A 25,380-nucleotide genomic window follows, 5' to 3' on the forward strand; every position below is an offset into this window, starting at 1 on the left:
TTGGCTTACAGGATAGAGGCAGATCAGGAGGCGACCGCTCGCTTCGGCAAGTGCCTGCCGCAGCCCGCGACGGTCCTCGGCCGGCGTATCGGGGCTGCGAGCCGGTACTCGCCTTGGCCGTCGCGGCAGGGCGCGGCCGCCAGTGCGACGACTGTGACCGATCGGGCGCCAGCAGCTTCGAGGGCTTGCCGACAGTCTCCAGATTGGGCGCCTGTGCTGATCACGTCGTCGAGCAGGAGGCAGTTGGCACCAGCTACGTCACGAGCAACGAACCTGCCTGCTGAGCACGCGATCCGGTCTCTGCGCCCCATCCGCTTGTAGTCGGGCACGAGCCACCGCATGCTGAGCGCGTCGGCGCCGTCTCGGGCTCCGCATCTGGCGGCAACACGCGACCGGGCGGCCGCGAGCCGGTCGAATGCCTGGCCCGGACGGGGTGGCACCGAAACCACGATGTCGGGAGATCCGATACTGCCGAAGAGCTGGGGGACGGTCGTCGCAAACAGGTCGGCAACCAGCTCGCAAGCGCGCCAGTCGCGCTTGGCCGCGCGAACGAGCCGGGTCAGCCCGTGGACAGTGTGGAGTGCGTGCTTGCGCGGGAAGTAGCGTCCGAGTGCGTAGGTGGCCGGCCCCAGATGCAGGAACGGCACCGTCTGTTCGTCGACCGAGTCGCCAAGCAGCACGCGCTCGGCGTAGGTGTCGCGTGCATCGAGATCCTGAGTGGCGGGAGTGCCCACCGAGTCTGCCGGCACTGAGGCACGCTCGGTGGCGAGATGCACGCCCGAGACTGTCTGCGCCCTGGCCGGCTCATTGATCTCGCCGTGACCGAAGCCCTGCTGCCGCATCCGCAACTCGAATGCGTCGTGCAGCACGTCGTAGACGTGTTTGATCGACAGGGGGCTGTCGGTCGCGATCCGCAGCGCCACGATGGTGCCGCGCAACTCGCCCGTGGTTCGCACCGCCCGCTGCGTCATTCCGTCTACGCTGACCGCCCCTCGGCCTGACCGGACGCGCAGCGAGGCCTCGTGCGCTTGGGCGAGTCCCCGCGCGACGGCAAGCCCGAACCCCCCGTTGGTGCGCGGTCGCCCGGTGGCATTGGGCTCCAGAGCCGTGGTGATTGCCGCAACGTCATCCTGCAGGGTGGCGTAGGCGGGATTGCGTTGCAGCGAGGTGCGGATCCCGATGCCGGTGTCGGCGATTGCGATTTCGAGCGTGCTGCTGTCGCTGTCGTGACGGACGGCGATCATGCCGCCGGCAGGCGAGCCGGAGTGGGCGACGACATTCTCAGCCAGTTCGTCGAGACAGACGCGAAGGCTGCCGGCGGCCGCGCTGTCAGCGCCGATACGCTCCGCCACTTCCTTCACCAGGCCGGGCATGATCCGGCGCAGGTCCGGGTTCGACGCGAACTCCTCCACCTTGCGGAAGGTTCCACCAGCGCCGGGATCCGCCCCGCCTGTCGCTCCGCCGAGAATGGTGCTGTGCAGGACGAGGTCGAGGAGCTGTGCCCGGCCGACGACGGCTGTCAGCCAGGCGGACGCTGGCGCGCTGAGGTCGACCAGTTCGGTGAGGTCGAGCTCGACGGTCGCTGGTTCGCCCAGGACGGCGAGCGGGTCGAGGTCACTGCGCAACCGCTCGACGTCGTCGAAGCCGTAGACGCCTGCGAGCTTGACGCGCACGTGCGGCACACGGCTACGCATCGTCGCCCTCAGCGGTGAGGTGCTCGGGGCGGCGCAGCTCGTAGAGGGAGATCACCTCGGAGAGCGGCAGACTCAGTCCACCAGCGACCGTCAGCAGCGTGCGGAAGGTCGGATTGATCTCGCCGCGCTCGATCGCGCCGACGTAGTTTCGGTGCAGACCGGAGTGGAACCCAAGCTGCTCTTGCGAAAGGCCGCGGCGTGCCCGCAACTCGCGGACAGCACAGCCGAAGATTCTCTGCTCGACCAGAGCAGCCGTATCCGACGGCGAAGTACGATGAAATGGCATAGGAGCTAACGCCTCCTGTGTAGGCCCGGGCTTGGTGTTGGCGCACCGACCCGGGCCGCTTTATGTTGTACGCAGAACTCTACGTGTGTTGATGTTGCGAATCAATACGCAAACAGCACCAATTCACCGTATAAAGTGTAACAAAAGTGAGGAGCGGCGACGGCCGACGCCACCATGACTAGTAGCCGACGACGGTAAACCGAACGCCGTCGCAGAAGCGGCGCAGCTTGACACCTATCGTCGCACCGGCACCGCGGTTCTGAGCAGACGGAACGTAAGCGACGTGCGTTCTCCAGCTGCGTCGCGCCATCGCCATCGGCCACTCGTCGCGGTCGTAGCCCGGCTTGGTCGGCCAGCCTCTGAGCGCTCTCTGCCGCCGCTGCTCGGCGCCCCTGCGGTTGATCTTCAGCACGCGCGGCCAGCCGGCCGTCACGGCAGTCTCGATATGGGCCAGCACGGCTGGATATCGCGTCGAGCTGATGCCGACCTCGACGGTTCGCCGAGCACGCTCGCAGCTCTGCTCCCCCCTCCCCAGCCCAGCCGACCTCTCATCCGTCGCGCCGAGACAGGGACACGGCAGCGCCTCGCAGTACACCCCGTCACCGTCGGCATCAACGGTGTCAGCCTCGCGCTGCGCCTCTGCCTGAGTCCGGTAATCAGCGCACGTCGCGCTCGACCGGGCGCCCGGCTGCTCGGCGATCGCAGAGCCGACAAGCACGACCAGTGCAATCAGCGAGAAGATCACCGGCCGACGGGTCGTCACGGCCGGCGACGGTAGCGACGCCGTCGGTCAGAGCGCTCCGCGCACTCCAGCTAACGCTCGCGTTCGCTTCGGCGCCGCGTAGCTACGCAACGCGGCCCTCACAGCCGCGCCTCGTCCTACGCCGGCGGCAGCGCCGCGAGATTGCGCACCCCTTGTTCGATCCGTCGAGACCAGCGACCGACAGGCGGAGAGCGAGGGCGCCGCCCGTCCCGAGTGTTGAACGCCGGACGCTTCAACACTTCAACCCACGGCACACCAGAAATTTATGGACATGACGGAGCAGCGGTTGTGTGTGAGAACGACGATCACTATCCTGGCGCCGACTTGGGGCTACGTCTCGGTACCAGCCGAGACCGGACAGAGATTGAGGTCTAGAGATGCGAGCACGGATGCGTCGCGGCACCGCCACGCGGCAGATCCGAGGCGAGGAGCGAGTAAGGCGGGTCCTTCTCGGTCTGCTGCTTGCCCTGTCGTCGGCTCTGCTGCTCGCAGCGGTCCAGAGTCCCCTTGCTCAGGCCAGAGTCGTTCTCGACGAGTCCAACGGAGAAGTCTGGGCAAACTGGGAAGGCTCGGCGAGCGGCGGCGCGATAACCAACGTCTCGATCTATTCAGGCGATCTCAGTTGGTCGGGTCGCGATCCTGATGAATGCACCGGATACAGCTTCCCCTGCGTTTTGCGCCTCGACGGCTCAAGCGGCGTCCTGGCCTTCTATTTCGATGACAGAACCGTGGAGTACGCAGCGCTCGGCGGCGCGTCCCTGCCCGACCCCGAGCCGGAACCGGAACCCGAACCCGAACCGCCAAGATCTCCGCCGAACATAGGTGTCAACCTGTTCGCGTCTTTCAGCAACGGCACCGTCAACCTGACGAACTTCGGTGCTGCTGACGCCCTGATCACCAGAGTCGAGGTAGCCGATGGCGACCTCGACTGGGGTGGGACTCCGAGACCCGACAGCTGCACGGGGCATGCTCTCCCGGCCGCGAGAAATAGAGTCCTTGGAAGCCCATGTACCGTGACCCTCGAAGGCACCAGAGGCAGAGTCCGCGTCTGGAGCGAGGGTGAGATCTATCGGGACGTCCCCATCGATCTTCAAAGCCTTCAGCCGATCCCGATCGAGGTGCCGGACGCCGCCACCGGCCCGTTCCTGCAGGTAGGGGCGAACTCAACCTGGATTACCTCCAACGGGTTCGCGGACCTCGAAATCGAGAACATCGGCGCCTACGCTGCTTCGATCGAAGGCATCGACTTCGTTTGGGGCGAGTTGTCGTGGGCAGGCCGAGATCCCGACGAGTGCTCCGATTTCGGCGTGGCTTCGGGTGGCACGTGTCACCTCCGCGTGAATATGGACAGCGCAGGAACGCTGCGGTTCAGACTTGCCAACGGTCACACCCAAGACCTTCTCATCGGCGACGTGCCGATGAACAGCACCGGCGACCCCAGCCAGGGGCCGACCATGGTCGATTCTCCCCCGAGTGCGGTCCTCTACGGCCCCGACGGCAACCAGGTGCTGTCGGGCGGCCCGGTGGCGCTTGCTAGCGGCAACTTCAGCGTCCGCGCTTGGGGTTCAGACGGCGGATGCGGCGGATCTCTCAACTGCACAACGCCAGGAATGACCGGTGGGATTGACTCGATGACGCTGTTGATCGATGGGAGAGGCAGCGGCACTCAAGCCGGCTGCGCCACCTCCGGGTGCTACCGCACCGACTGCGCCAGCGTCCTCCGGCTCGACCAGTCCAGAGTCTGCTACGGCTGGTGGAGAGGGAGATTCGCCTTCTCCAACTCCGCCAGATTCGAGATCGACACGAGAAGACTTAGCGAGGGCACCCATACCATCGAGGTGCTGGTCTCCGCCTCGCCAAACCCAACGAAGACTGCACCGCTCGTCATCAAGGTAGATAACACGCCTCCGTTCACGGCAGCCAGCGGGGGGCTCTGGTATGCGGGAAGCAGCGACCGTGTCGCGTCGGGTTCAATCCGAGTCATGACCGACGACTCCGGGTCCGGTGTGAGAACAATCGACTTGTGGGAGCTGCTGTTGAGCCCGCCGCATCTCCTGCTCGGGCACAAAGAGCGCGTCTGCGGCCCGCTCTCCTGCTTGCCAACGGCTCTCAATGCGGACTTCACTGTCGATCCGCTCGCGCTCGGATGGACCGACAGCGTCCATCACCTGCGGGTAGAGACGAGCGATCTGGCGACCAACGTGGCAAGAATGGACTGGGATGTCACGTTCTACAGAGCCGCGTGGCTCTATGGCGGCCTCGATGATGCGATCGACTTCCAGCGGCTTGAGAGCGACCTCTGGACGAGCAGCAATCCAGAGACGATCTGGGCGTTGCTCCGTCAGATGGACAAGGATCGCGTTCTCGCCGACTGTTACGGCTCTCTGATCCGTGAAAGAAGCGATCCCGCCGTGTATTACATCGCGAGATCTGCGCGCCACTGGGTTCAAACTCTGCAGCCGTTCGGGATCAGCGGCAACGCGGTCCGCGTCCTTCCGGACGGTGCGCTCCAGTCACTTCCTCGCCTCGGCGACATCGTTGGTGTGTCCGAGAGCGTGCGGACCAATGGAGAAGCGGCCGTATATCTTCTTCGCGAGGGTGTGCGACATCACGTCACATCCGCCGCTGTCGCCACTCAGCTCGGCATCGATCTGAACGCGACCGAAGTAGTTCCGCAAGGGTTCCTTGATCGGACGCCCATCGGAAGCCCCCTTACGTGGGACGGAGTTGCAGGAGTCACGTACCCGACTTCGTGGCGATTCGGTGGAAGCAATCAACACGTCGACACCACCGCTGAACTCATAAGACTCCTCGTCGCTATGGGCGCAACAACAGACCCCGGGCGCCAGTCCAATTGGAGGAATCTCGCGCCGACGGACAGAGGATATTATGAGGACTCTCTGACAGCCGACGCCCGACAAGCCCGCTGGGATTTTGGGTTGGATTCAAGCGCCTCCGCGACGCACAGCGCGTTCGCAGACCCAACAACCCACCAGACGATCTACCGGTTCGGCGCACCGATGACCGCACCCGAACGAGCCCAGATCGCGACCGATGGTCCTGACGGCCCGACGGACGAGACGCCTATCGCAGAGGCATCGCAAGCGGACGACCCCCCGCTTCCTGGCGAGGAGACGGGCGGTGCCCCGGAGCGCTACAACGACGGTTCGGCCGCAGGCTGCGATCCATCATCGGATCCGTCCTGCCAAATCGGCCGGGCGCTGACAGACAACAACGGGGGCGCTTCACCTCCTGCGCCTCCGACCCCAAGAGCATCGAGCTCAGGAGCATCGAAGTTCAACCGTCTGGGAGTCGTCGCAGACGCCAACGCACACGCCTTGTCGCCTCGGACCGGGCTGTTCGCTGGATTCGAACTGAACGACTGCACCAACTTCGTCAGCCAAACCTGGCACTTCGGTGGCGGTCTGAACATGACGGAGAAGTGGTTCATGCGCCGTATCTCATGGGAACGTCGGTATTCGGGAAGTTGGGCGCTTGTCCGAGATTTCGACTATTACATGCGAAACACACGCAGAATCGCGTTCCTTATCAGAGCCAGACCTGGGGCCGCAAAACTGTCTCCGCGAGCAGAACTGGGGGACGTGGTCGAATACGACTGGGGGACGGGCCACGGCTGGAGCCATCTCGCGGTTATCGTCAAGGTTGACGGCACCAATACGAAGATCTCGCAGCACAGCACCAATCGGAAAGAAGAGACATGGCGCACAGGATGGAACAATCAAACTAGCGCCATCGCGAGAGATAACATGAGAACCCGCGTCATCCACGTCAGACTGAGATAATGAGACTAAGCTGCGTCATGATCGCCGCAGTCGCGTCGGCAAGTCTTCTCGGTTGCGGCGGAACCGATCACGCTAGACCGATGTCGGCCACGAGCGGCGTGGCCCAAGCTGATGCGCGCAATGCGAGCGTCAGACTCGTACTCGCAGACGTCAACGCGACTGCGTTGCCCCGAGCCTATGAGCCTCAGGTTCTTCGGAACCGGATGGAGCGCTACGTCGCGAATGGTTGGGTTGAGAGACGGACAAGACTGGTTTCGGACGCGATCGCCAACGTTGGCGGCAGGGCCTATACACAGCCGTGGACGGAGGCCATTACGGTCGGTCAATGGAAATCGACGAGGCTCAAGAGCGGACGCGCGGACGTGAAGTTCATCGCGATGGAAACGCTGTCGCAGAGAGGCAGATTGGTCTCGCTGCCGCTGGAGCAATACACCGTTCGCATGGCTCACGAAAGAGGCCGGTGGATGCTGGTGACCTACGACAAGAGGTGGCTCAGACCCGAGGGTCCGATGGCACCTAGCGGCAGGAGAGACCTCGCGAGACTGCCCGAACACGTGGTGTTCAAAAATCCGCGGCTCTAGCGGTCTGCTGGCGCCACGAACAGCGCCCGAATGCTCAGCTTGACCGTCTGAATCGGGGCTGGCGTCCGGCGCGGCTGCGTTTCATGCCCGGCCAACCGGCGCACCCAATGCGCCGACTACCGCTCGAACCGACCGTCGCCCGCCTCGGCCAGGACAATGAGATCGTCAGCGTAGTCTCGAGATCGACCGGCTGCGTCGCCGCGAGCCTCGCCGACAGCGACGTTGGAGCCTGGCGAGACGCCGCGGCCATCTCGCGCCCGCCACCCCAGCCGCGGGGTCCTCCGCACTCCGTGCATCTAGTCTGTCCGTGCTTCTGGGGATTCCTCGGCTGCTGGGGGTCGACGGGAGGTGTCCTGCGCTGCGGCTGATGAGTACGGTGCGGCGTTGCGCGTTCCACGCGCTAGCGGTGGTTGTTGCGGCTCAGCGGGTGCGTCGGGCGATGGCTTGGAGCCAGCCGCCGAGGGAGCGCAGTTCGTGCGCGAAGGCGAGTTCCATGCGGGGGTCGCCGTACTCGCCGCCGTCGAGCTGTGCGCGCCAGACCGTCAGCGCTGCGAGCTGTTCGGCGACGGCACGGTCGGCGAGCAGCTCGTCGGTGAGGTGTCTGAGCTCGCGCGGGTAGCGGCCCCGCAGCGCGCCGATCGCGTCGCTGTGGTTGCTGGGCGGCAGCCACAGCGCGTCGGCGTCTGCGGGCTCAGCGGCAGGCGACGACGCCGGCGGGCAGGGTGGCGCGGGAGGAGCGGTGAGAGCTGTGCAGAGGATGCGCGCGGCGGCAGTGGCCTCGGGCTCGTTGGCGCGGCGCGCGAGCAGTGCGAGCGTCTCCCGCTCGCTCGGCCCCAGGACGAGCTGCAGCCGTGGGCTCCGTCTGCTCGCGCTCACGGCTCGAGGCCCGGCGTCCGGTCTCGCATCGTGTCGAGGGCCGGCTCCGCAACGGCAGCGGCAAGGCGCTCGATGTGCAGCGCCTGATGGGGATCGCCGCTGGCCCGCCGATGGTCGATCAGCTCGCTGGCGAGCGAGGGCGTCTGCGCGCGGCTGGTGCTCATGCGTCGCGCGAGGTGGCTGACGCGGTCGGCGTCGTGGTCGCCGTCGAGGTCGTCGCGGGCGATGTGCCAGTCGACGCCGTGGGTGGCGCGGGTGCTTTCGACGTAGGCGGTCTCCTGGGAGGTCTGCCAGCCGCCGGTGATGACGACGGAGCGTCTGACGGTGGCGCCCTGCTCCCGCACGACATGGGTCGCGTAGCCGAGTCTGACGATGTCGAGCCGCCCGCTGGCGACCGTCACCTGGCGCCCGTCGCCGTCGAGTGCAACGACGAAGCCGCCAGCAGCCTGGTCGATGTCGACGATCTGACCGCGGTGGCCGTTTTCGACACGGGCAGCGCCGGGGACCGCCATCGGCTGGGTCCAGATGATGCGGTCTCCGGCGTGGAGGTGGTGGCCTGCTGGATGCGCGACGCGGTCGTTCGACAGCTCGTTGCGGGCGCGGCGCAGTGCTTGGATGCGCAGGTTCAGGTGGTCGATCTCGATGTTGCTGGCGTCGCTCATCAGCGCGACGCGGTCGTGGCCGTGCTCGGCGGCGAGCCGGTCGTAGGCCTGGGCGGCTTGTTCGGCGGCCTCGGTGCGGGTGTCGCTGAGGTGGACGTGCCCGTGCGCGCGGTAGTAGTCGAGGGCGGTCTCGGCGTTGCCGTCGCGCATCGCGCTCCAGGCGGCGAGCTCCGCGGGATCGCTGGCGCGATGGACTTCGTGCAGCTCGACCGTCGGAACGGTGCCGGCGAGCCGTTCGAACATGCCGCCGGCGCCGATCGCGGGCAGCTGGCGCGGGTCGCCGATCGCGACGATCGCCCCGCCGCGCTCCTGGACGAGTTCGGTGAGACGGTGCAGGCGGTTGGTGTCGGCCATTCCCGCTTCGTCGACGTAGACGGTCGCATTCTCGCCGAGCGGCGTGCGGCCGTGCTCGACGGAGGCGATGAACCCGTCGATCGTCTTCACGCGGCTCGCGAGGGCGGGCGCGCTTTCGCCGAGGCGCTGGGCGGTGCGGCCGGCGACGGCGACGCCGTAGACGTCGCGGCCGGCGGCGCGCTCGCTGTGGGCGGCGGCGTCGATGACGACGCCCTTGCCGGTGCCGGCCGGGCCGATCAGCAGTGCGGCGCGGCCGGCGCCGGTGATGCTCGCTACGGCGGCGCGCTGCTCGATGCTCAGCGCCGCGGCGAGCCGCTGCTCGACGATCGCGATGCCGGCCTCGCGGTCGCGGTCGCTCACGTGGCGCGAGGCGTCGGCGGACATCGTGCGGAAGCTCATCTCGATCTGTGTCTCAGCTTCCCGCACGAGCGCCGTCGTCATCTGCCCGTCGGCAAGGTCGAGCACGCGACCCGCCGCGCGCAAGTTGTCGGTCGACGCGAGCGCCGCGCGCGGTGCGAGGCCGTAGCCGGCTGCCTGCTCGAGCGCAACGGTGCGCAGTTCGCGCTCGTCGAAGACGGCGCGCTTTGCGGTCACCGCCAGCTCGACGGCCGCTCGCCAACCGGCCGTTCGGTCCGGCGCGTCGGCCGGTTCCCCGTCTCGCAGCGCCGCGACGTGCTGGCGGGTGAGGCCATGTGGAGCGGCGGTCGCGATCCAGGTCTCGTCGAGCTCGTGACGGGTGTGGGGGTGCTTGTCGGAGCGGGTGCGGAGTGCAAGTGCCCGGAGCTCGCCGCGCTCGGGCTCGCGGCCGTGATCCGCGCGAAACTGCCGTGCCGCCTGCTGCACCTCCGCCGCACGCTTGGAAAAAGCCTGCTCGGCCTCCGTCGAGATCCCGGCGATGCGGAAGTAGCGGCCGTCCTGTCCGGCCGCGACGATCTCGTAGCCAAGCTCGCGGAGCTGCTGCGCGAGCTCGGCGCGGTAGAACGCGCCGCCCTCTCGTGCCGAGCGCAGCAGCGGTCGCGAGCGGATGGCGGTGAGTCTGCCGTCGTCGCGCTCGGCGCTGGTGATGATGACGTGGCTGTGGATCTGCGGGTCGGGGGCGCTGGCGCCGACGCCGCGCGCGGTCGTGTGCAGGAATTCGGCCGTGTGCAGGTGCGCGGCGCGAACGGGTCGCGACCGTCTGCTTGCCGGATCCCAGCGGGCGCTCAGCTCGACGCGCTCGCGCAGGTAGTCGACTGCGCGTTCGACGGCAGCGTGGTGGGCCTGCTCGATCTCGCGACGTTGCACAGGATCGGCGAGCGCCCAGGCGATCGAGAGCGACTTCGGCGCCGAGAAGGTGACGTCGATGCCCGCGGCGCGCGTGCCGTTAGGGCCGGCGACTCGCAGGAAGCTCTCCGGCTCGCCTGGACGGCGGCCGGCCATCAGCGCCCGCAGGTCGAGCGCCTCGACACGTCCCGGCGTCGCGCCGGTACGCGCGAGCGCGTCGGCGTTGCCGATCCAGCGTCCTGGCGCCTCGGCCGGTGTCCCGCCGGGCCCAAGGTAGTAGTCGCCCTGCTGCGGCGCGACCGTCTTGCCATCGAGGTACTCGGCGTAGTCGCAGGCGGCCGACGCAGGGATGCTGGCGGCCGTCATCACCGCGACGGAGCCTCACGTTCGTGCGCCGCTGCGGCGGAGCCGGCGCCCTCGGCCTCCCACCAGAACGGCAGCGTCACCTTCGCTGGGAGGTCGCGGCCGTGAACGACGACCGCAACCCCCTCCGGCAGCCGCAGGAGGTCGTCAGCGGAGAGCTTCGGTCGCGACCGCTGCTGCCGTGTTACCGACCGGGTCGATCCCCATGTGTTCGCGGTGCGCGAAGTCTCGTAGCGTTGCTCGTCGCCGAGGAGCGCGACGAACTCGTCGCGCGTCATTCTGTCGAGCACGGGCGCCATCGCGCCGCGCAGCTGGAGGTTGGCGAGGACGGTGTCGGCGTCGCTGCCATAGCGCTGGCGCAGCTGGGCGACTGACTGGTAGACGAGCATCCAGCGCACGCCCCAGCCGCCGCTGACGGCGAGGTAGGTCGGGAGCTTCCGCAGCGGCGCGAGGTTTGCGGCCTCGTCGACGACGACCTTGACGACGGGCACCTCGCGCGGGTCGTGCGCGTGCTGGGCGGCGAGTTCGCAGGCGCGCAGCAGCTCGCCGAGCAGTCCGCCGAAGATCGGCGCCATCAGGTCCTGCTGGCTGTCGGGAGCGATCAGATAGAGCGTCCCGCCGTCCTCGACGAGTCGTCCCGGGTCGAAGTCGTGCTGCTCGTGTGCCTGAACGTCGGGCATGCGATAGGCGCTGATGAGCTGCGCGGCCGAGATGAGCAGGTAGGAGCGGGCGCGCTCGTCGAGCTGCTGCACGTCGGCGAGCGCACGTGCCGCGGCCGCCTCGGCGTCGTGGGCGAGCAGGATCTCGCGGGGTTCGTCGAGGCCGTCGAGTCCGCCGCGCAGCCAGCCGAGCACCTCCCCCATCTGCCGGTCGTCGAGCGCGGCGGCGTGCAGGAGCGCCGGCATCAGTGTCTCGACCGCCTCGCGGTTGTAGAAGCGGGCGCCGCTGGAGCCAGCGGACGTCGCCGAGGCGGACGGGTCGGCATCGAAGATCCACTGCGCCATTGCCAGCGCGCCTCTCCACGACTTGCACGCCGTCAGGGGCGTCCACCCGCAGCATTTGGCGCGCAGCGCCGACAGGTCGCTCGCCGGCGCGAAGATCCACACCGGTCCCCGCTGACGGCGGGCCGCGATCGTGTGGATCACGACGTCGAGCTTGTTCGACATCACCACGAGCCGTCCGGGATGCGAGCGCACCTGCGTGATCAGCGCCCGCATCGTCTTCCCCGAGCGCGACGCCGCGAACAGACCGAAGTGCATCTCCCTCCCCGACCAGACCGCGGCGCCGCGCAGCCGACCCAACGACCAGCGGTCGCGCGGATCGGGTTCACGCCACTCGCCGACCACGGTCCGCAGCACCGCCGTGACCGTCCGGCGGACGACGCCGGCGCGTGCCGCGTCTCGCGGCTGCAGGTGCAGCCAGTCGCGCGGTTTCGCCCACGCCCGCGGCGACACCCTCCGCCGCAGGCTCCACGACGCGGCAGCGGCATGGGACTGACCGCGCCAGCGGTCGACGCGGACCCAGGCGACCAGCGCGAGGGGCGAGAGCAGCCCGATCACGACCAGCATCCAGGGCGAAGCCGCAACGCCCGCCCCCGGCGAACTCCGCAGTACGCCGTCCAGCACCCTCCAGGTGATCGAGTTCGCCGTCGCCGCCACTCCTACGACGCCGATCACGAGGAGCAGGAGCATTCGGCTCCAGCGGCTGGTGCCCATGGTCGTCTCCTTTCTCAGAGGTGCGGGACGGCCCAGGTCTCCAGCACGGCGGCGCCGGCGAGCAGCAGCAGAAAGCCGACCACGAGCTCGACCGCCTGGTTGCGGGTCGGCCCGGTCGCACTGGCGTGGAACCACGCTGTGCTGACGAGCGCGAGCGCGGCCCATTCGACCGGCAGGTGGATGAGGTAGGGCAACAGGTCGACGCCGCCGACCGCGCCAGCGGCACCGACAAGGGCAGCGTTGACGAGGAGGAACCCGGACACGAGCGCGTTGCCGAGGACGCGCAGGTCGCGATCTCGGTGGCAGCCGAGCGCGACGAGCACCAGCGGCCAGATCGCGACGCGAACGTTGTAGACCAGCGTCGCCACCGCGGCCTCGACCGTCGGCACGGCGTGCGGGTAGAGCTGCAGCCGATCGCCGATCCACAGCTCGGCCGCTGCGCCGAGCGGCGGCACGATCGCGAACGCGAACGCACTGCCGACCGTCGCTGCCGACAAGAGCGCGAAGACAGCGCCGAAGGTCGAGATCGGGCTGCGAGCAAGACGAACGCGGCCGGCGCGAAGGTGGGTGCGGGCGCTCATGACTGCGGCTCCCAGGCGCTGATGACCCAGCCGCCCGCGATGCGGCGGGCAACGGCGAACGTGACATGGGTCGCCGGCCTGAGGCCGTCGTAGGCGGCGCCGCCGGTCGTCAGCTCGAGCGTAACGACGACGAACCGCCGTGTGACTGCAGTTGCTTCGACGCCGCGGTGTGGGGCGAGCGCGACGATTTCGCCGCGGTTGGCGATTCTGCCTCGGCGCAGCTCGTAGTCGTCGTCGATCCGGGCGGCGGCGCGAGCGTTCATCGCTGAGGCGGCGCCGACGGAGCTGGCGGCGAGCTGCTGCTGAACGCGCTTGAGCGAGCGGTAGTCCCAGTTGATGTAGCGGCGGCCGTAGCGCTGGACCGCGACGACCGCCGTCGTCGCCGGGTTCGCGACCGGCGTCGTCGGCCCCTGCGCGGATCCCGGCAGTTCGTTGTCGACCGGGACCGTCGCCGGAGTGTCGGCCGCGAACTGGTCGTTGAGCGGATCGCTGAGGCCGCAGCCGGTCACAGTTACGGCGGCGAGCACGGCGGTGAGGAGTGCGGGAGGTCGTGGCATGCCTAGAGTCCTTTCGGGTGGCGGGGTGTGAAGGCGTGGTCGTCGCGGCGGCCGGTGTGCCAGCCGATGCCGGCGACGCCCTGCTCGCCGGCGACCGCGTTGTGGGTGTCCCAACGCAGTCCGGCGACGTAGGCGTAGACGTGACCGCCGTTGGCGAGCACGCTCACCCAGCGGCCGTAACCGGGCAGGCCGAGCGAGGTCGCCATCTCGCCGGACGGCGGCGTGTCGTTGACGTCGACGAGCCCGGCGCCGTAGAGCAGGAAGCTGACGGAGGAGGAGCAGTCGTAGGCCGGCATCACGACGCTGAGCGGGCTGCCGTGAGCGCCGCCGTAGAGGTACGGCTTGCCGACGATGCGGTTGCCGGCGGCGATGATCTCCCGGACGGCGCGCGGCGCTCTGCGCGGCGCGGCCGCGAGCCCGCTCGGCAGCAATCGCGCCCGTTCGCCGGCGGTCAGCGGCAGCGGGCCGCTTCCGCCGGTCGGCTGCTGCAGCATCGCCGCGCAGTCGGCGCCGGCGAGATCGGCGCCGTCGGTCTGGACGCTGTCGGGCGTCTCGCCGAGTGTCGCGCCGGCACCGGTTCTTGGGGCGAGGGCGATCTTCACCTCGTCCTTGGTGACGCCGAGTTCGTCGGCGGCAGACTTGAGGAGGTCGATGCGGAAGCGCTCGCCGCTGGCGGTGACGTCGGTCCCCTGGCCGTAGCCGACGTCGCGCTTGTAGACGACGAGGCTGCGGTCGCCCTTGGCGACGCGCAGCGCAGTCATGAACGGCAGCGTGCCGAGCGCGTTGGCGTCCTCGAACCGGAACGTCCGTGTGTTTGCCGGGTTGGTCGGCGCCAGCGACAGCTCCGCGAAGCTGTCCGGATGCTGCGTGAGGTCGCTCTGCCGGGAATCCGGGATCGCGCCGGTGCCGTCGGGGAACCAGGTCGCGCCGGTGCGGTACCAGCGGCCGGGCTCAAGCTGCAACGGCTCATGGAAGCGAGCCCGAGCGCCGGGGCTCAGCCCGGCAGGCATCCCGCCGCCGACGGCTGGCCCGCCGGCTGCGCCGGCCTGCTCGCACCTCGTGGCGGCCGCCTGCCGCTGCGTGCCGACGACCGACACGACGGCCGTGACCAGCAGCAGCGGCACGGCCGCGAGCAGCACGGCCGCGACAGCGAGCAGCCGGCCGGCGCCGCTGGCGACTGCCGTCGCCGCCCGCAGCCGCAGCGCGTGGACGAGCGCCACTCTCACAGCTGCGCCTCCCGTCGGTCTCGCCGGGCGGGGTCGGCGAGCAGTTCGAGCGCGCGCCAGGCGCGCGCCCAGCCGTGGCCGCCGACGTCTCGCAGGGCCTGCCGACGCATCGGTTCGTCGCCGACGGGGTCGGAGGTTGCGCGCCAGTATTCCCACGCTCCTGGCATGACGGTCACGACCCCTTCGCCGCGGCTGCCGTTCTGCACGTAGATCTGGCTGTAGTGGCGCTTGACCGTCTGCAGCTCGCGGAGCAGCTCGACTGCGGCAGGCGCGAGCCCGAGCCGTTCGGCGAGCCGGTCGAGCTGCCCGGCGCTCTGCCGCACGACGAGTCGGATCGAGCTTTGCGAGATCAACGCCTCGGCCTGCGGCCCGTCGAAGTCGCCGAGCTGCTGCGAGATCGCCACCAGCCACAACGCGAGGTGACGGCTACGGCGCGCGAGCTCGTTGACCCAGCGGCCGGTCGAGGCGCGCTTGACGAGCTTCCACACCTCCTCGAAGACCAGGAACGCCTTCCCCGCCCACGGCAGCGGCGCCTCGGCATGGTCGGTCGCGAGGAACCGCTCGCGCTCCTCCTCGATCCGCCGGACGATCGCCTCGCAGATCACGAACATCGCCGCCGGCGCCTCGCTGTCCGGCAGGGTCCGGGTGTCGTAGACGGTCAGCGGCGCATCGACGTCGACGGTCGTCTCGTGATCGCACAACCAGGCGTAGGGGCCGTCGCCGACGTAGTTGTGCAGGCTCTCGGCCAGCAGCCGCAGCGTGCCGGCCAGCTCGTGTGCGCCGTCGGCCTGCGCCTGGCGCTGGCGGCGCAGCAGTTCCTCCTGCAGCAGCGTCTCGCGCGGCGTCTCGCAGCTGATCGCGCAGCGCCGATAGACCGACCGAATCGACAAGCCCAACAGCGACTCCTCCAAGGCGCCGAGCGAGCTGACGGACGAGTCGGCGTCGGTCAGGATCAGCTCGTGCAGCGCGACGAGGAAGGCGACCTTCGCACTCGTCGGCGGCCCGTCCCACGCGTTGAGACGGTGCTCGCCGACGCCGCCACCGATCCGCACCGCCGCAGCCCCCGGCACGGTCTCGACCAGGAAGTCCCAGTGGCCGGAGCGGTCGATCACCGCCCCCGTCGCGCCCTTCGCGAGCGCGCGACCAACGAGCAGGTTGACGGCCATCGTCTTGCCGCCGCCGGACTGGCCGCTGACGACGGTCACATGGTTGGGATGATCGCTGTCGAAGGGGTCCATCCACACCAACTCGCGGCCGGGCTGCGCGAGACCGAGCGGCATCGCGGTCGGGCTCGGCGGCGAGCCGCTGCCGGCGCCGATCAGCGGCCAGGTGTCGGCCGCGTTGAGCGAGAGGTAGCGGCGCCCGCGGCGCGGCTCATCGATGCCGAGCGGCAGCGTCGCCCGCCACAGCGGCAGTTGCGCGAAAGGGCACTCGTTGACGACCGCGTCGGTCGCGGCGGTCAGCTCCCGGCAGGTCATTCTCAGCTCGTCAGCGAGCCGCGCGAGATCACCTCCGGGCTCACGCATCGCCAGGTAGACGCAGACGTCGTAGACAGTCGATGCGGCCTGCCGCTTCAGCGTCGCGGTGACCTCGCGCGCCTCAGCCTCAGCGTCTTCCCGGTCAGGGTCGACGAGCTTGCCGAGCCGCTCCTGCCCGCGGTTGGAGGCCCAGATCTGCTTGTAGCGGCGCTTCTGCCGCGACCGCTCACGGAAGCGGTCGCGGCCGTGGAAGTGGACCGCGAGCGTGAACGGCAGCGTCGCCAGCGTCAGGTACTGGGTCCACCCCAGCCAGGTCTCGTCCGGGACGCTGCCGAGCCGCACAACCCGCTCGACGCACCGCTCCCAGCTCAGGTGGCTGCGCCCGCGCGCGTCGAGCTGCTCGTCGCAGATCGCCGTCTTCAACGCGATCGTCGCCTCGTCCGCACGTTCGACGGTGTCGATCGGCGCGAGCAAGCCGGTGTCGGTCGGGCGCTGGCCCGTTGACGGCGCGCTCGGTGAGCAGCGTTCGCGCAGCAGGTGGACGAGGTCGGCGGCGCTCAGCTGACGCACGCCGAGGCGCATCGCCTGCAACCCCGCCAAGACGGCGGCGATGTAACGCTCGTGTTCGGCGACGGTTGCTGCCAGCGCGTCTGGCGCGATCCGCGCGATGCTGCCACGACGGTCTCGGCGCGGTCGCGAGGCACGCTCGGGCTTCGTTGGACAGACGACGTAGTAGCGCAGCCGGCTCGCGGCCGTGTGCTGCCGGAGCGTGTCCGCTTGTGCGTGGGCGAACAGCCGCGTGGCGGCCGCGAGCTCTGGCCGGCCTTCCTTCGTGATCTCACGCGCGACGCGGTCGGCGCTCGCGTTCTGGTCGCTGTTCAGCTCGTCGACGTCCAGTCGGTCGGAGTCAACGTAGAGCGACAGCTGCTGCCCTGCGGGGACGCGCGCCAGCAGCTTGTGCACCTGCCCGGCCAGCTGACCGACCCGCTCCTCGTCAAGCACGAGCGGATCCAACGGCTGCACCGCGAACGCCGACACCACCGTGCCGTCCTCCAAAAGCGCCCGCTGCTCGCCGTCGAACCCGACGAGCGGCAGCAGATCACCGACCTGGGCCGCGCGACGTCTGGCGCCTAAGACGACCGCGGTCACCGGTTGCCTCCCCGAGAGCTCGATGCGACGGGCTCCCCTTCGATCAGGAGTGACGCCGGTCTGCCGGCGCCCGGGGCGTAGCGGCGATGCCCGATGTGGCGGATCGCGTCGAGGACGAGCTCGCCCGGCTCGATCCGTCCCGACTCGCCCATCAGCCACCAGATCGCCGGTACGCCGACCAAGAGCGTGCCGATGAAGCCGCCGAGCTGGATCCCGACCTCCAGCTCGCGCAACAGGGCGATCAGCCCGCCGCCCCCGAGCAGCAGCGTCAACCACTGCCAAACGGTGAACCCGCCGATCTTGTACGGCTCGTCGAGCCGCCGCGCGGTCGGATGGAACATCGCTCAGCCCTCCCGCCACTTCCGTCGCACGCGCCGCACCGGCGCTGAACGCGGGGCTGGCGGAACCGGCGACGGGGGTCGCGGATCACGAGACGGTACGTTCGCGGGCGCTGCCGCGCTCGGGGCGACCGGGCCGCGGCTCGACGCAGGCGTTGGCGATTGCATCGGCCGCGCTGCCCCTGGTGGTGCCGATGAGATCGGCGCGGGATCGCGCGGCGCAGGGGGCGGGCGCCAAACCGGACCGACGGCGCCAGCGCCGCGCCGCGCCGCGCCGGCTGCGCGTGGCGACGGCTTCGCACCGGCCCCGCCGGCTTTGTGCGGGATCGGTCCTTGGGCCCATGGCGCCGCCGACGGAGTCGCCGTCGCTCGCGACGGCGTTGCGGCCCTACCGGCCAATCTGCGGTCGTCACCTGCGGCGGGCGGTGGCGGTGTCCGGTCGCTTCTCGACGTCTGGGCAGGTCTGAGCGCTCGCCGCGACGTTGGACTGGCGGCCCTCGTCGGCGGACGTTCGCTGCTGTCTGGCTGCCGGCGGTTCGTACCGCCCGCGCCAGCGGGCGTGGCCTGCGCCCTCGCTTCACCCGGGCCGGGCACGTTCGGCGCAGCAGCGCTCGAGCTAGGCGATGCCGCACGGCTGCGCGGAGCCGCGCCGGCAGGAGCACCCTCAACCGAGGTCGTCGTCGCGCGGCTGGTATCGCGCTGCGCTGCCGTCCCGTCTCTGGCAGGCCACTCTCGCTGGCGCGCGCCGGCTCCAGCAGGCGCGCCCTCGGCGGTCCTGCCGGTCGTGCTGACAGACCGCCGGGCACCAGCCATCGCGAACGCCGGCTGGACGCCCGCTGCTGCCGTCGCAAGCTGCGTTGCCGGGCGAGTCGCAGCGCGCACCAGCGCGGCGCGAGCGACACGCGCGCCGCCGCGAACGGCGGCGCTTCCCCCGATTTCGACCCGCGCGGCGGGGCCGACGGTCGCGAGCGCGCCCGCGATTCTGCCTTTGATCCCGCTCCACAGCAGCAGCGGCCACCGCACGGCGAGCAGCAGGATGACGATCGCCGCCAGCACGCCGACGAACTGGGCGCCCAGCTCGCCAGAGACGCCCGCCGACCAGCGCGTCATGTCGGCTGTAAAGGCGCCGGCCGTGGTGAACAGGACGCACCAGCCGACGGGAACCAACGCGGCGCTCAACAGCGTGTAGCGCCAGGCCGCCCAGATGCCGTGCGTCTCATCGACGACGGAGCTGACGATCGCCAGCGGCGCCGACACGTACAGCAGGGCGAACAGCACCAGCAGTCCGACGCTCATCATCAGCAAGCCGACCGCCAGAACGACTGCGGCGATCCCGAGCAGCGCCAGCAGCAGCCCGTTGCCGGACAGCAGGCTGCCGGCGAAGACGAGCCCGACCATCCGCTCCAGTCCCTCGGCAGCCGCCGGTGAGGAGAGCAGCGCGGCGCTGACGCTGTTAGTCAGCGCGACCGCGTTGCCGATGAACGTCGGGTAGGCGACGAGCAGGATCGCTGCCAGCGCCGTTCTCGTCAGCGCCTGCTCGAACGCGACCGCGCGTCCCGCGAACTGCTGCAGCCACTGCTGCGTCCACGACGCCACCGACGCCAGGGACAGGAGCGGGATCGCGATCCAGCGAACGCCCTCCGACAATGTCGCGAGCGTCGGCCACACCTTCCGGTCGGTCGGGTCCGGCACCGTCACCAGCCGGCGGATCAGGTCGACAGACCCGTCGCGCAGCCAGTCCGGCACGAGCGCGTCCAAGAACGACGAGAAGAAGAACTTCACGACGTCCTGCACGATCTCCTTGACCGACGGGAAGTCGAGCAGTGCCGCTGGCGTCGCCGCCGCCGCCGGCGCGGCGACGACGAGCAGAACGCCGACAGCTCCGACGCTGATCGCGGCGGCGCGACGCATCGCCTAGGCGACGAGCCCGGTCGCGGCGACGAGCATGAAGACGCCCTTGACGACTCTCAGCGTCTTCTCGTGCGCGCGCTCGTCGCCGTAGATGTGGCCGGCGGCGAGACCGACGATGACGAGCACGATCGTCGCGCCGATGAAGCCGAGCAGGTTGTTCGTCAGCGCCTCGGTGATCGCCTTGACGGATCTGATCATCGACTGGTTGGCGCCTCTGCCGAACGCTCCGGCGGCACTCAACGCGCCCACCTGTGCAGACGAAGCAGCGGTGAGCCCGAGGAGAACGAGCGCGATCAGTCGCGAGCGGGCCGCTCGCGCGGTGTGGAGACAGGAGTTGTGTAACACGTCGGCACCTTTCGTCAGGGGTGTTCGAAGCAGAGCTCGCAGGGCGTCGGAGGCGCCGGCGGCAGCTCCGAACGAGGTGACGGCGTCGGTACACGCGAGGGAACTGTCGCTTGCTGTTGAGCGGGCGCCGACGGACGTCTCGACGCTCGATGCGGCTGAACGCGCTTCGGACGACGCTTCGCTCGCGGTTTCAGCGTGCCGCGCTTCTTCGCGATCGGTCTCGCCGGCGCTGTCTCGATGACCGTCTGCACGCGCGGCTCCACAGCCGCCTCGGGTGAGCCTCCACGAAGCGCTACGACCACGAGCGTGGCGGCTATCAACGCGCCGCCGACCCCTACTGCGCTGCGACGCCAGTCCACCGGCCACCATCGGGATCGAACGGCTGGCGCTGGCAGTTCAGTGGAAGGGCTGTCGTCGCGCCCGGCAGCGTCGTCGAGATCGGTCTCGCTGAACAGCAGCGTAGCCGGCAGCTCGTACCAGTCGTCGCCAGCGTCATCGATCGGGGGCGAGTCCGGGATAGTGGGCTCGTTCGCGGCGTGTGCGACACGCCCAACTACGAGCGTCACGACATCGCCTCGCCGAGCGGCTTCGCCCGCACCCGGGTCCTGGCCAACGACCAGGCGATCACTAGCGGCGTCGTTAGCGTCTTGTTCCTCAAGCGCCGGCACGAGGTCGAGCTGCCGCAACTGCTCGATCGCCGCCGCCGGGGTCTCGCCGAGCAAGTCGACGATTTCAATCCGAGGTTCGTCCGCCGGTTGAGCGGCACGGTCGCTGGCGCTCCGCGTCATTTCAGCGTCCCGGCAGCCGGGTCCACGTTCGGTGTGGTCATTTCCATGCCGCTAAGAGGCCGACGGCGTCAAAGTTCGCCCCCCTTTGGGGGGGGACGAATCTCTCGCGCTACCGGCTCAGAGCACGCATGCAGATGTCATCTCGCCATTTCGAAGCGCCAGATAGAGCCGTCGACCGCCTGCTCCTCGCAGCGCGAGAACTTGAGCTCGCGGCCTCGCGGCTCGCACTCGCAGGCTTCCTCTCCTCGAGTCCTACCGAGCGGGACGCGACGTGGACGTTCAGCTCGCCGAGCGGATCCGTCGTCGTGCGTGGCGGCCGCGTCGAGATCGGATCGCCGACGTGATCGGCGCCGGCAAGGAGGGCCCGTCAGAGCAGGGCTCTCTCCAGTAACGAGGCACCGAGATTTGAACTCCATTGAACAGGTGCTCGCAGGCGCATTCGCTGCTGTGTCGGGCTCTGAGGTGCCCTGAGGTAGCCTCGGATCGGCGCAGAATGGCACCTACAAAGGCACCTGCGTCGCCTACACAAGCAACAGCGCCGGTGCCCCTACCGCGGATCCGACTTTGCTTGAGCGAAGCTCACGCCAAGTCCGACCGCGTCTTTCCACCGATGTGCTTGTAGTTGGTCATGACGCCGTCGGACCACGTCGCTTCCCAGCAGGGTCCAGGCGGCAGGCACGCTTCTTTCCGCGACTGGCTGTCCACCATGAGGAGACCGCAGCTCGGGCATGTCGCTTCGTTCAGAACCTGGCCACCCTCCGCGGTCAGGACGGCATGCTGTACGACGCCATCTGCCCGCATCGGCGGATCGAGCGTTGCCCAGCCGGCCTGGACCGCGGCCCTGACCGCGTTGGGCATCGGCAGCCAGCCGTCGACGGACTCGTAGGTGATCGGCGCCTCCTCCCCGACGTTGATCGCGCGCACGAGCGGGCATCGGCCCTTGCTCGCCATCTTGAGAGCGCGGAGCTCGTCCAGATTCGGTCGCCTCTCGGCAGGGAGCTGCCGAGCGGAGTGGCGGCGAGCCGCGGCGCGCTCGGCGAGCAAGGCGCGGCGAGCCTCGGTGTACTTCTCACCGGTGCTCGCGGCTCGAGCGCGCACGGCCTTCTTGAAGGTACCGTTCTCCGTCATGGGAACTCCTGTCCCTGGCCGGACCCCACGCGTCACGACCGCTTTGATCGGAGCGACTAACCCGAGCCCGTGGGCCCTTGCTCTTCGTCGCCGGCGCGTGCGTGGGCCGCGCATCGGCTCTGAGGAGGCGCCGGGGTGGCGGCGCTCCTAACAGGATACCGCCGACTCCCGACGGCCCACATCTGGTCGGCGTTGCCCGGAGTTAGGGCTGGTTCAAGTTGGCGGTGACCGACGTCCTGACCTCGCTGCGCCTGATAAGACCAAGCGGTGCTCAAGCTCACGCAGGAGTTGCTCGACGTTCCTATCGACCAACTCGGCCTGATGGTCCTGAAAGACTTTCTCGACAACGACGGCTGGAACAGATCCAGCTACGTCGGCGAGGCTCGTGGCGCTGGCGCATCGATCCAGATTCAGCGCGCCTTGGCAGAAGCGTTCTCCTGGCTGGAAGGCCGCGGTCTGCTTGCGCTCGACCCATCGCAGTCTTCTTCCAACGCGGTGTTCGTGACACGCATCGGCCGCCTCGTCGCAGAAGACGGTCCCGACGCGTTCTATGCGACCGAGCGACTTCAGCGCAACTTGCACCGAGCGATTGAGCGGGTAGCCCGGCCTCAGTTCTTGATCGGCGCCTACGAACAGGGCGTGTTCGTCGCGATGAAGGCGGTCGAGGTGCGCGTCCGCGCGCTGTGCAGGCTCGGCGACGAGGTCGTCGGTGTCGACCTGATGAACAAGGCCTGGGGCAGAAGCGGCCTCATCACCGACCCGGACGCAGTGCCTGGCGAGCAGGAAGGCACCCGTGCCCTCTTCGCCGGCGCCTACGCGGTCTTCCGCAACCCGAGCGGCCATCGCGAGGTTGATTACGACGACGTCGTCGAAGCCGCCGAGATGGTGCAGCTCGCAAGCCTGTTGATGCGCATTCTCGATCGCACTGAACGCCGGATCTCGTCCAAGTAGGCCGCGTCTCGCTGGAGCGGTGGGCCCGCTCTGGACCAAGCCTGAGTCCTTCTATAGGGTCCGAGGTGCGCGATCCTCTCGCGCACCCCCTGAGTCGAAGGCGCCCCGCGCGCGCTCGGCGCAGATGGGCAAGAGACGGAGTCTCAGAGGTCGAGTACGCCAGCACGCCGAGATACAGGGCGTGGCGCGCGGGGCTACGTCCGGAATCGAGTGTCGTGACTGGTCATCTGAAGCGTGCCGTCCGAGAGCGCATGGCGGCGACGGGCGAGAAGTACACGCAGGCGTACCGTGCCCTGACCGAACCGGACGACGGCTTCATCCCTGAGGTCGTACCCGGGAAGGTGACCGCCGTGATGTCCTCCGGCGGTCACCTGAACCTCGACCTGATCGCACCCGCGCTGACCGCCGCGCTGGCGACCGGGCAGCGGCTCATCGTCGTTCCGTACGAAGGCCGCACGGTCTACAGCCTGCCAGGCCTGCTCGACCTTGCCGTCATGCGCGGGATCACCGACGACGACGCGATCGCCGAGATCTTCGCCACCAGAGACAGAGCCCGGCTCGCGAGGATTTTCGAGGCGGTCGACGACATCGAGTTCTGGATGCCGAGAGTTCCTCAAACGAGATGGGAAGAGAAGCTCGACAACCAGACCGTCGTGTGGGTCCAGGATGTGCAGGCGGCGGCGCCGCTGGGCGGAGTCGAGGGCGATCCGTTTCGCGATCACGGGATGCGGGCGCAGCTGACGACGTTGCGGCGTATCGCTCGCGACACCGGCGCCGGCGTCGCGATCGCCAACTGCACTGACATCCAGAAGGACTGGAAGCTGGTCGCGGAATGCGTCGACACCGCCTACGGCGTCGAAGTGCTCGACCGGCTGACCTACCAGAGCGGCGGCGAGCCTCGCGACCTGCGGATCCACTGCTACGACCGTGGCCACAGAAGCTGGCAGGCGCGACGAACGGCTCCGGCCCGCTCGGTCACGACATGGCGGCCGGTCCTCTACACCTGAGTACCGCCCTGGCGCCGGTCCCAGCGGGTTGTGGGACCGGTAACGCCCGGATATGGAAACCGCGCAGCTGGGAGATCAACGACCTATCTGATCAGGCAGATGCAACACCCGACCGAACTGATGCGCCACCAAGCAGAAGCGAAGGCGATCGGCCTCGCGACCAACGAAATCATCCGCATCGACGACTACGAGCCAGAGCCGGACCGCTGATCCTCCTACGACTCACCGCTTGAGGGACTCTGCCACGAGCAGACGAGCCGTTCTCGCCACACGCTCCGCGCCTTCCCGCGGTCTGATGCCCTCCAACGACTCCTTCTCGCTTTCGGCGGTCGCTTCCATCACGACGCGGAGTTTCGAGTCTATGAGAGCGAGGAAATCGAGATTCATCACAAAGAGGCTGTCCCAAGCGCTCGTGTAGACACCGTCGTTCGGCTCGCAGTTCATCACGGCTGCGACAAACATATTCGCCGTCGTATCCCACTCGTTGCCGACCACGTGATGACTGAGCGCACCAACGAGCGAAGCCGCGTACGCGCGTGCGGCCGGATCTCTGGCGCGAAAGCGATTCGCGAACGCACGGAACAGCATCATTTGATCTCTAGGGCCAACGACACCGAAGACGGTCGGCACCAGCATGAAGTAGCGCCCTCCGCCCGTGGCTCTCCCATCTACGCGACGCGCTTCTCGGGTATCTCTTACGAGCGCATTGACGACGTTCGCTTGATGGCGAACCGGCAGCATGGTGAACACGACGCCGTTGAGCAAGGCGATGCCGATGTCAAACGTTCTGTCGTCAGCGAGGTACCTCGCGCAGATCCTTGCGGCTCTTCTGAGGATCGGTCTATTTGCAGCGTGCAGTTCAAGCGTCTCGATGTAGACCTGCCGCAGGTTCGTCGCTTTGCCCGCATCCTCGCTCTCGAACGCTTCACGGAAGGCGGTCGCAAGGGCGCCAACGAGCGCGGGCAGCTGCGCGGCCGGAAGCGATCCGACAAGGTCCGCGATCGCTTCGCTGGTCGCGCTGAAGCGGCTCTGTCCCGCCTCCGCAACGATCTCATCGACCGTCGTGGGGTGCGCAGCGATCGCGAGATGCCGAGCGCACAAACTCATGATCGCGAGGTACTCGAAGCAGCGAATGGGATCGTTCGCATACGGCGGGCTCGCGTCATGCGCCATCGGATTTCGGACGTAGAACACGATGCCTGCCAGGAATCGCAGGATCCCCCGATGCATGCTCTGATCGGTCTCGGTGACGAAGTCGGTCAGCTGAAGTCTTGGATCGCTGTCGGCGATCAGATTGACAAGTCTGGCTCCGTCCGCTTGGGAGTCGAGCAGGTCCCGCAGCTCGTCTCGAAGCGAGTACCAAGCAGCCTCAACCGCGCCACCGTAGTCCATCTGCGCCCAAAGCGGATCCGCTGCTCTCGCGATCAGCGGATGCAGCTCCGAGAGCGTCAGCTGACCGTGGGATGCGGAGGCGACGTTATCGTCGGCTGTGATGTCGAGGTCTCCCGGCTCCACGGCTTCCATGATGACTAGAACAGCGATCGCGGGTCGGCCCCGAAGT

At 68.6% G+C, this 25,380-nt stretch carries 19 protein-coding genes; 4 read left to right on the top strand and 15 right to left on the bottom strand.

Annotated features, from left to right (window positions below):
• Positions 1-23: 23 nt before the first annotated feature.
• The 3 genes from Q7L73_RS07325 to Q7L73_RS07335 form a co-directional block, all read right to left on the bottom strand.
• Positions 24-1,673, bottom strand: a complete 1,650-nt coding sequence (locus Q7L73_RS07325) for an ATP-binding protein (protein ID WP_304687709.1) — start codon at positions 1,671-1,673, stop codon at positions 24-26.
• Positions 1,674-1,686: 13 nt separating this feature from the next.
• Complete coding sequence (locus tag Q7L73_RS07330) at positions 1,687-1,980, bottom strand: helix-turn-helix domain-containing protein (protein ID WP_304687711.1); 294 nt, start codon at positions 1,978-1,980, stop codon at positions 1,687-1,689.
• A gap of 178 nt (positions 1,981-2,158) precedes the next feature.
• Complete coding sequence (locus Q7L73_RS07335) at positions 2,159-2,743, bottom strand: NucA/NucB deoxyribonuclease domain-containing protein (RefSeq protein ID WP_304687714.1); 585 nt, start codon at positions 2,741-2,743, stop codon at positions 2,159-2,161.
• A 389-nt stretch (positions 2,744-3,132) separates the two neighbouring features.
• Between Q7L73_RS07335 and Q7L73_RS07340 the strand changes: the two genes are divergently transcribed.
• Positions 3,133-6,546 (top strand): amidase domain-containing protein, encoded by a 3,414-nt coding sequence (locus tag Q7L73_RS07340; RefSeq protein ID WP_304687716.1) that lies wholly within the window; start codon positions 3,133-3,135, stop codon positions 6,544-6,546.
• Positions 6,547-6,563: 17 nt separating this feature from the next.
• Positions 6,564-7,127: a hypothetical protein gene (locus tag Q7L73_RS07345; RefSeq protein WP_304687718.1), complete on the top strand. Its 564-nt coding sequence runs from the start codon at positions 6,564-6,566 to the stop codon at positions 7,125-7,127.
• A 420-nt stretch (positions 7,128-7,547) separates the two neighbouring features.
• Here Q7L73_RS07345 and Q7L73_RS07350 read toward each other — a convergent pair whose 3' ends face one another.
• The 11 genes from Q7L73_RS07350 to Q7L73_RS07395 form a co-directional block, all read right to left on the bottom strand.
• The gene (locus Q7L73_RS07350) at positions 7,548-8,003 is read right to left on the bottom strand and encodes a hypothetical protein (protein WP_304687720.1); all 456 of its coding nucleotides are present in this window, start codon (positions 8,001-8,003) and stop codon (positions 7,548-7,550) included.
• Positions 8,000-10,648: a MobF family relaxase gene (gene mobF, locus Q7L73_RS07355; protein WP_304687721.1), complete on the bottom strand. Its 2,649-nt coding sequence runs from the start codon at positions 10,646-10,648 to the stop codon at positions 8,000-8,002. Before mobF ends, Q7L73_RS07350 begins: the two co-directional genes overlap by 4 nt.
• Positions 10,648-12,360, bottom strand: a complete 1,713-nt coding sequence (locus tag Q7L73_RS07360) for a type IV secretory system conjugative DNA transfer family protein (protein ID WP_370552362.1) — start codon at positions 12,358-12,360, stop codon at positions 10,648-10,650. Before Q7L73_RS07360 ends, mobF begins: the two co-directional genes overlap by 1 nt.
• A 14-nt stretch (positions 12,361-12,374) precedes the next feature.
• The gene (locus Q7L73_RS07365) at positions 12,375-12,941 is read right to left on the bottom strand and encodes a hypothetical protein (RefSeq protein ID WP_304687723.1); all 567 of its coding nucleotides are present in this window, start codon (positions 12,939-12,941) and stop codon (positions 12,375-12,377) included.
• Positions 12,938-13,498: a hypothetical protein gene (locus Q7L73_RS07370; RefSeq protein ID WP_304687725.1), complete on the bottom strand. Its 561-nt coding sequence runs from the start codon at positions 13,496-13,498 to the stop codon at positions 12,938-12,940. The genes Q7L73_RS07365 and Q7L73_RS07370 overlap by 4 nt, the downstream gene beginning before the upstream one ends.
• 2 nt (positions 13,499-13,500) lie before the next feature.
• A complete protein-coding gene (locus Q7L73_RS07375; protein WP_304687727.1) occupies positions 13,501-14,724 on the bottom strand; it encodes a hypothetical protein in 1,224 nt (407 codons plus the stop codon).
• A complete protein-coding gene (locus tag Q7L73_RS07380; RefSeq protein ID WP_304687729.1) occupies positions 14,721-17,627 on the bottom strand; it encodes a VirB4 family type IV secretion system protein in 2,907 nt (968 codons plus the stop codon). Before Q7L73_RS07380 ends, Q7L73_RS07375 begins: the two co-directional genes overlap by 4 nt.
• Before the next feature lie 68 nt (positions 17,628-17,695).
• A complete protein-coding gene (locus Q7L73_RS07385) occupies positions 17,696-19,600 on the bottom strand; it encodes a hypothetical protein (RefSeq protein ID WP_304687731.1) in 1,905 nt (634 codons plus the stop codon).
• A gap of 3 nt (positions 19,601-19,603) precedes the next feature.
• The gene (locus tag Q7L73_RS07390; RefSeq protein ID WP_304687733.1) at positions 19,604-19,840 is read right to left on the bottom strand and encodes a hypothetical protein; all 237 of its coding nucleotides are present in this window, start codon (positions 19,838-19,840) and stop codon (positions 19,604-19,606) included.
• 119 nt (positions 19,841-19,959) lie between these two features.
• Positions 19,960-20,733 carry a PASTA domain-containing protein gene (locus Q7L73_RS28685; protein ID WP_370552356.1) on the bottom strand — a complete coding sequence of 258 codons (774 nt, stop codon included), beginning with the start codon at positions 20,731-20,733 and terminating at the stop codon, positions 19,960-19,962.
• Positions 20,734-21,312: 579 nt separating this feature from the next.
• Complete coding sequence (locus Q7L73_RS07395; RefSeq protein ID WP_304687735.1) at positions 21,313-21,861, bottom strand: hypothetical protein; 549 nt, start codon at positions 21,859-21,861, stop codon at positions 21,313-21,315.
• Positions 21,862-22,128: 267 nt separating this feature from the next.
• On the opposite strand from Q7L73_RS07395, the gene Q7L73_RS07400 reads away from it, so the two are divergent.
• Positions 22,129-22,812 (top strand): TIGR02391 family protein, encoded by a 684-nt coding sequence (locus Q7L73_RS07400; RefSeq protein WP_304687736.1) that lies wholly within the window; start codon positions 22,129-22,131, stop codon positions 22,810-22,812.
• A 65-nt stretch (positions 22,813-22,877) separates the two neighbouring features.
• Complete coding sequence (locus Q7L73_RS07405; protein WP_304687738.1) at positions 22,878-23,819, top strand: hypothetical protein; 942 nt, start codon at positions 22,878-22,880, stop codon at positions 23,817-23,819.
• Between the two features lie 222 nt (positions 23,820-24,041).
• On the opposite strand, the gene Q7L73_RS07410 is transcribed toward Q7L73_RS07405, so the two are convergent.
• Complete coding sequence (locus Q7L73_RS07410) at positions 24,042-25,343, bottom strand: TIGR02391 family protein (protein WP_304687740.1); 1,302 nt, start codon at positions 25,341-25,343, stop codon at positions 24,042-24,044.
• Positions 25,344-25,380 lie beyond the last annotated feature (37 nt).

It is taken from the genome of Conexibacter sp. CPCC 205762 (assembly GCF_030646155.1).
GTDB lineage: Bacteria > Actinomycetota > Thermoleophilia > Solirubrobacterales > Solirubrobacteraceae > Conexibacter.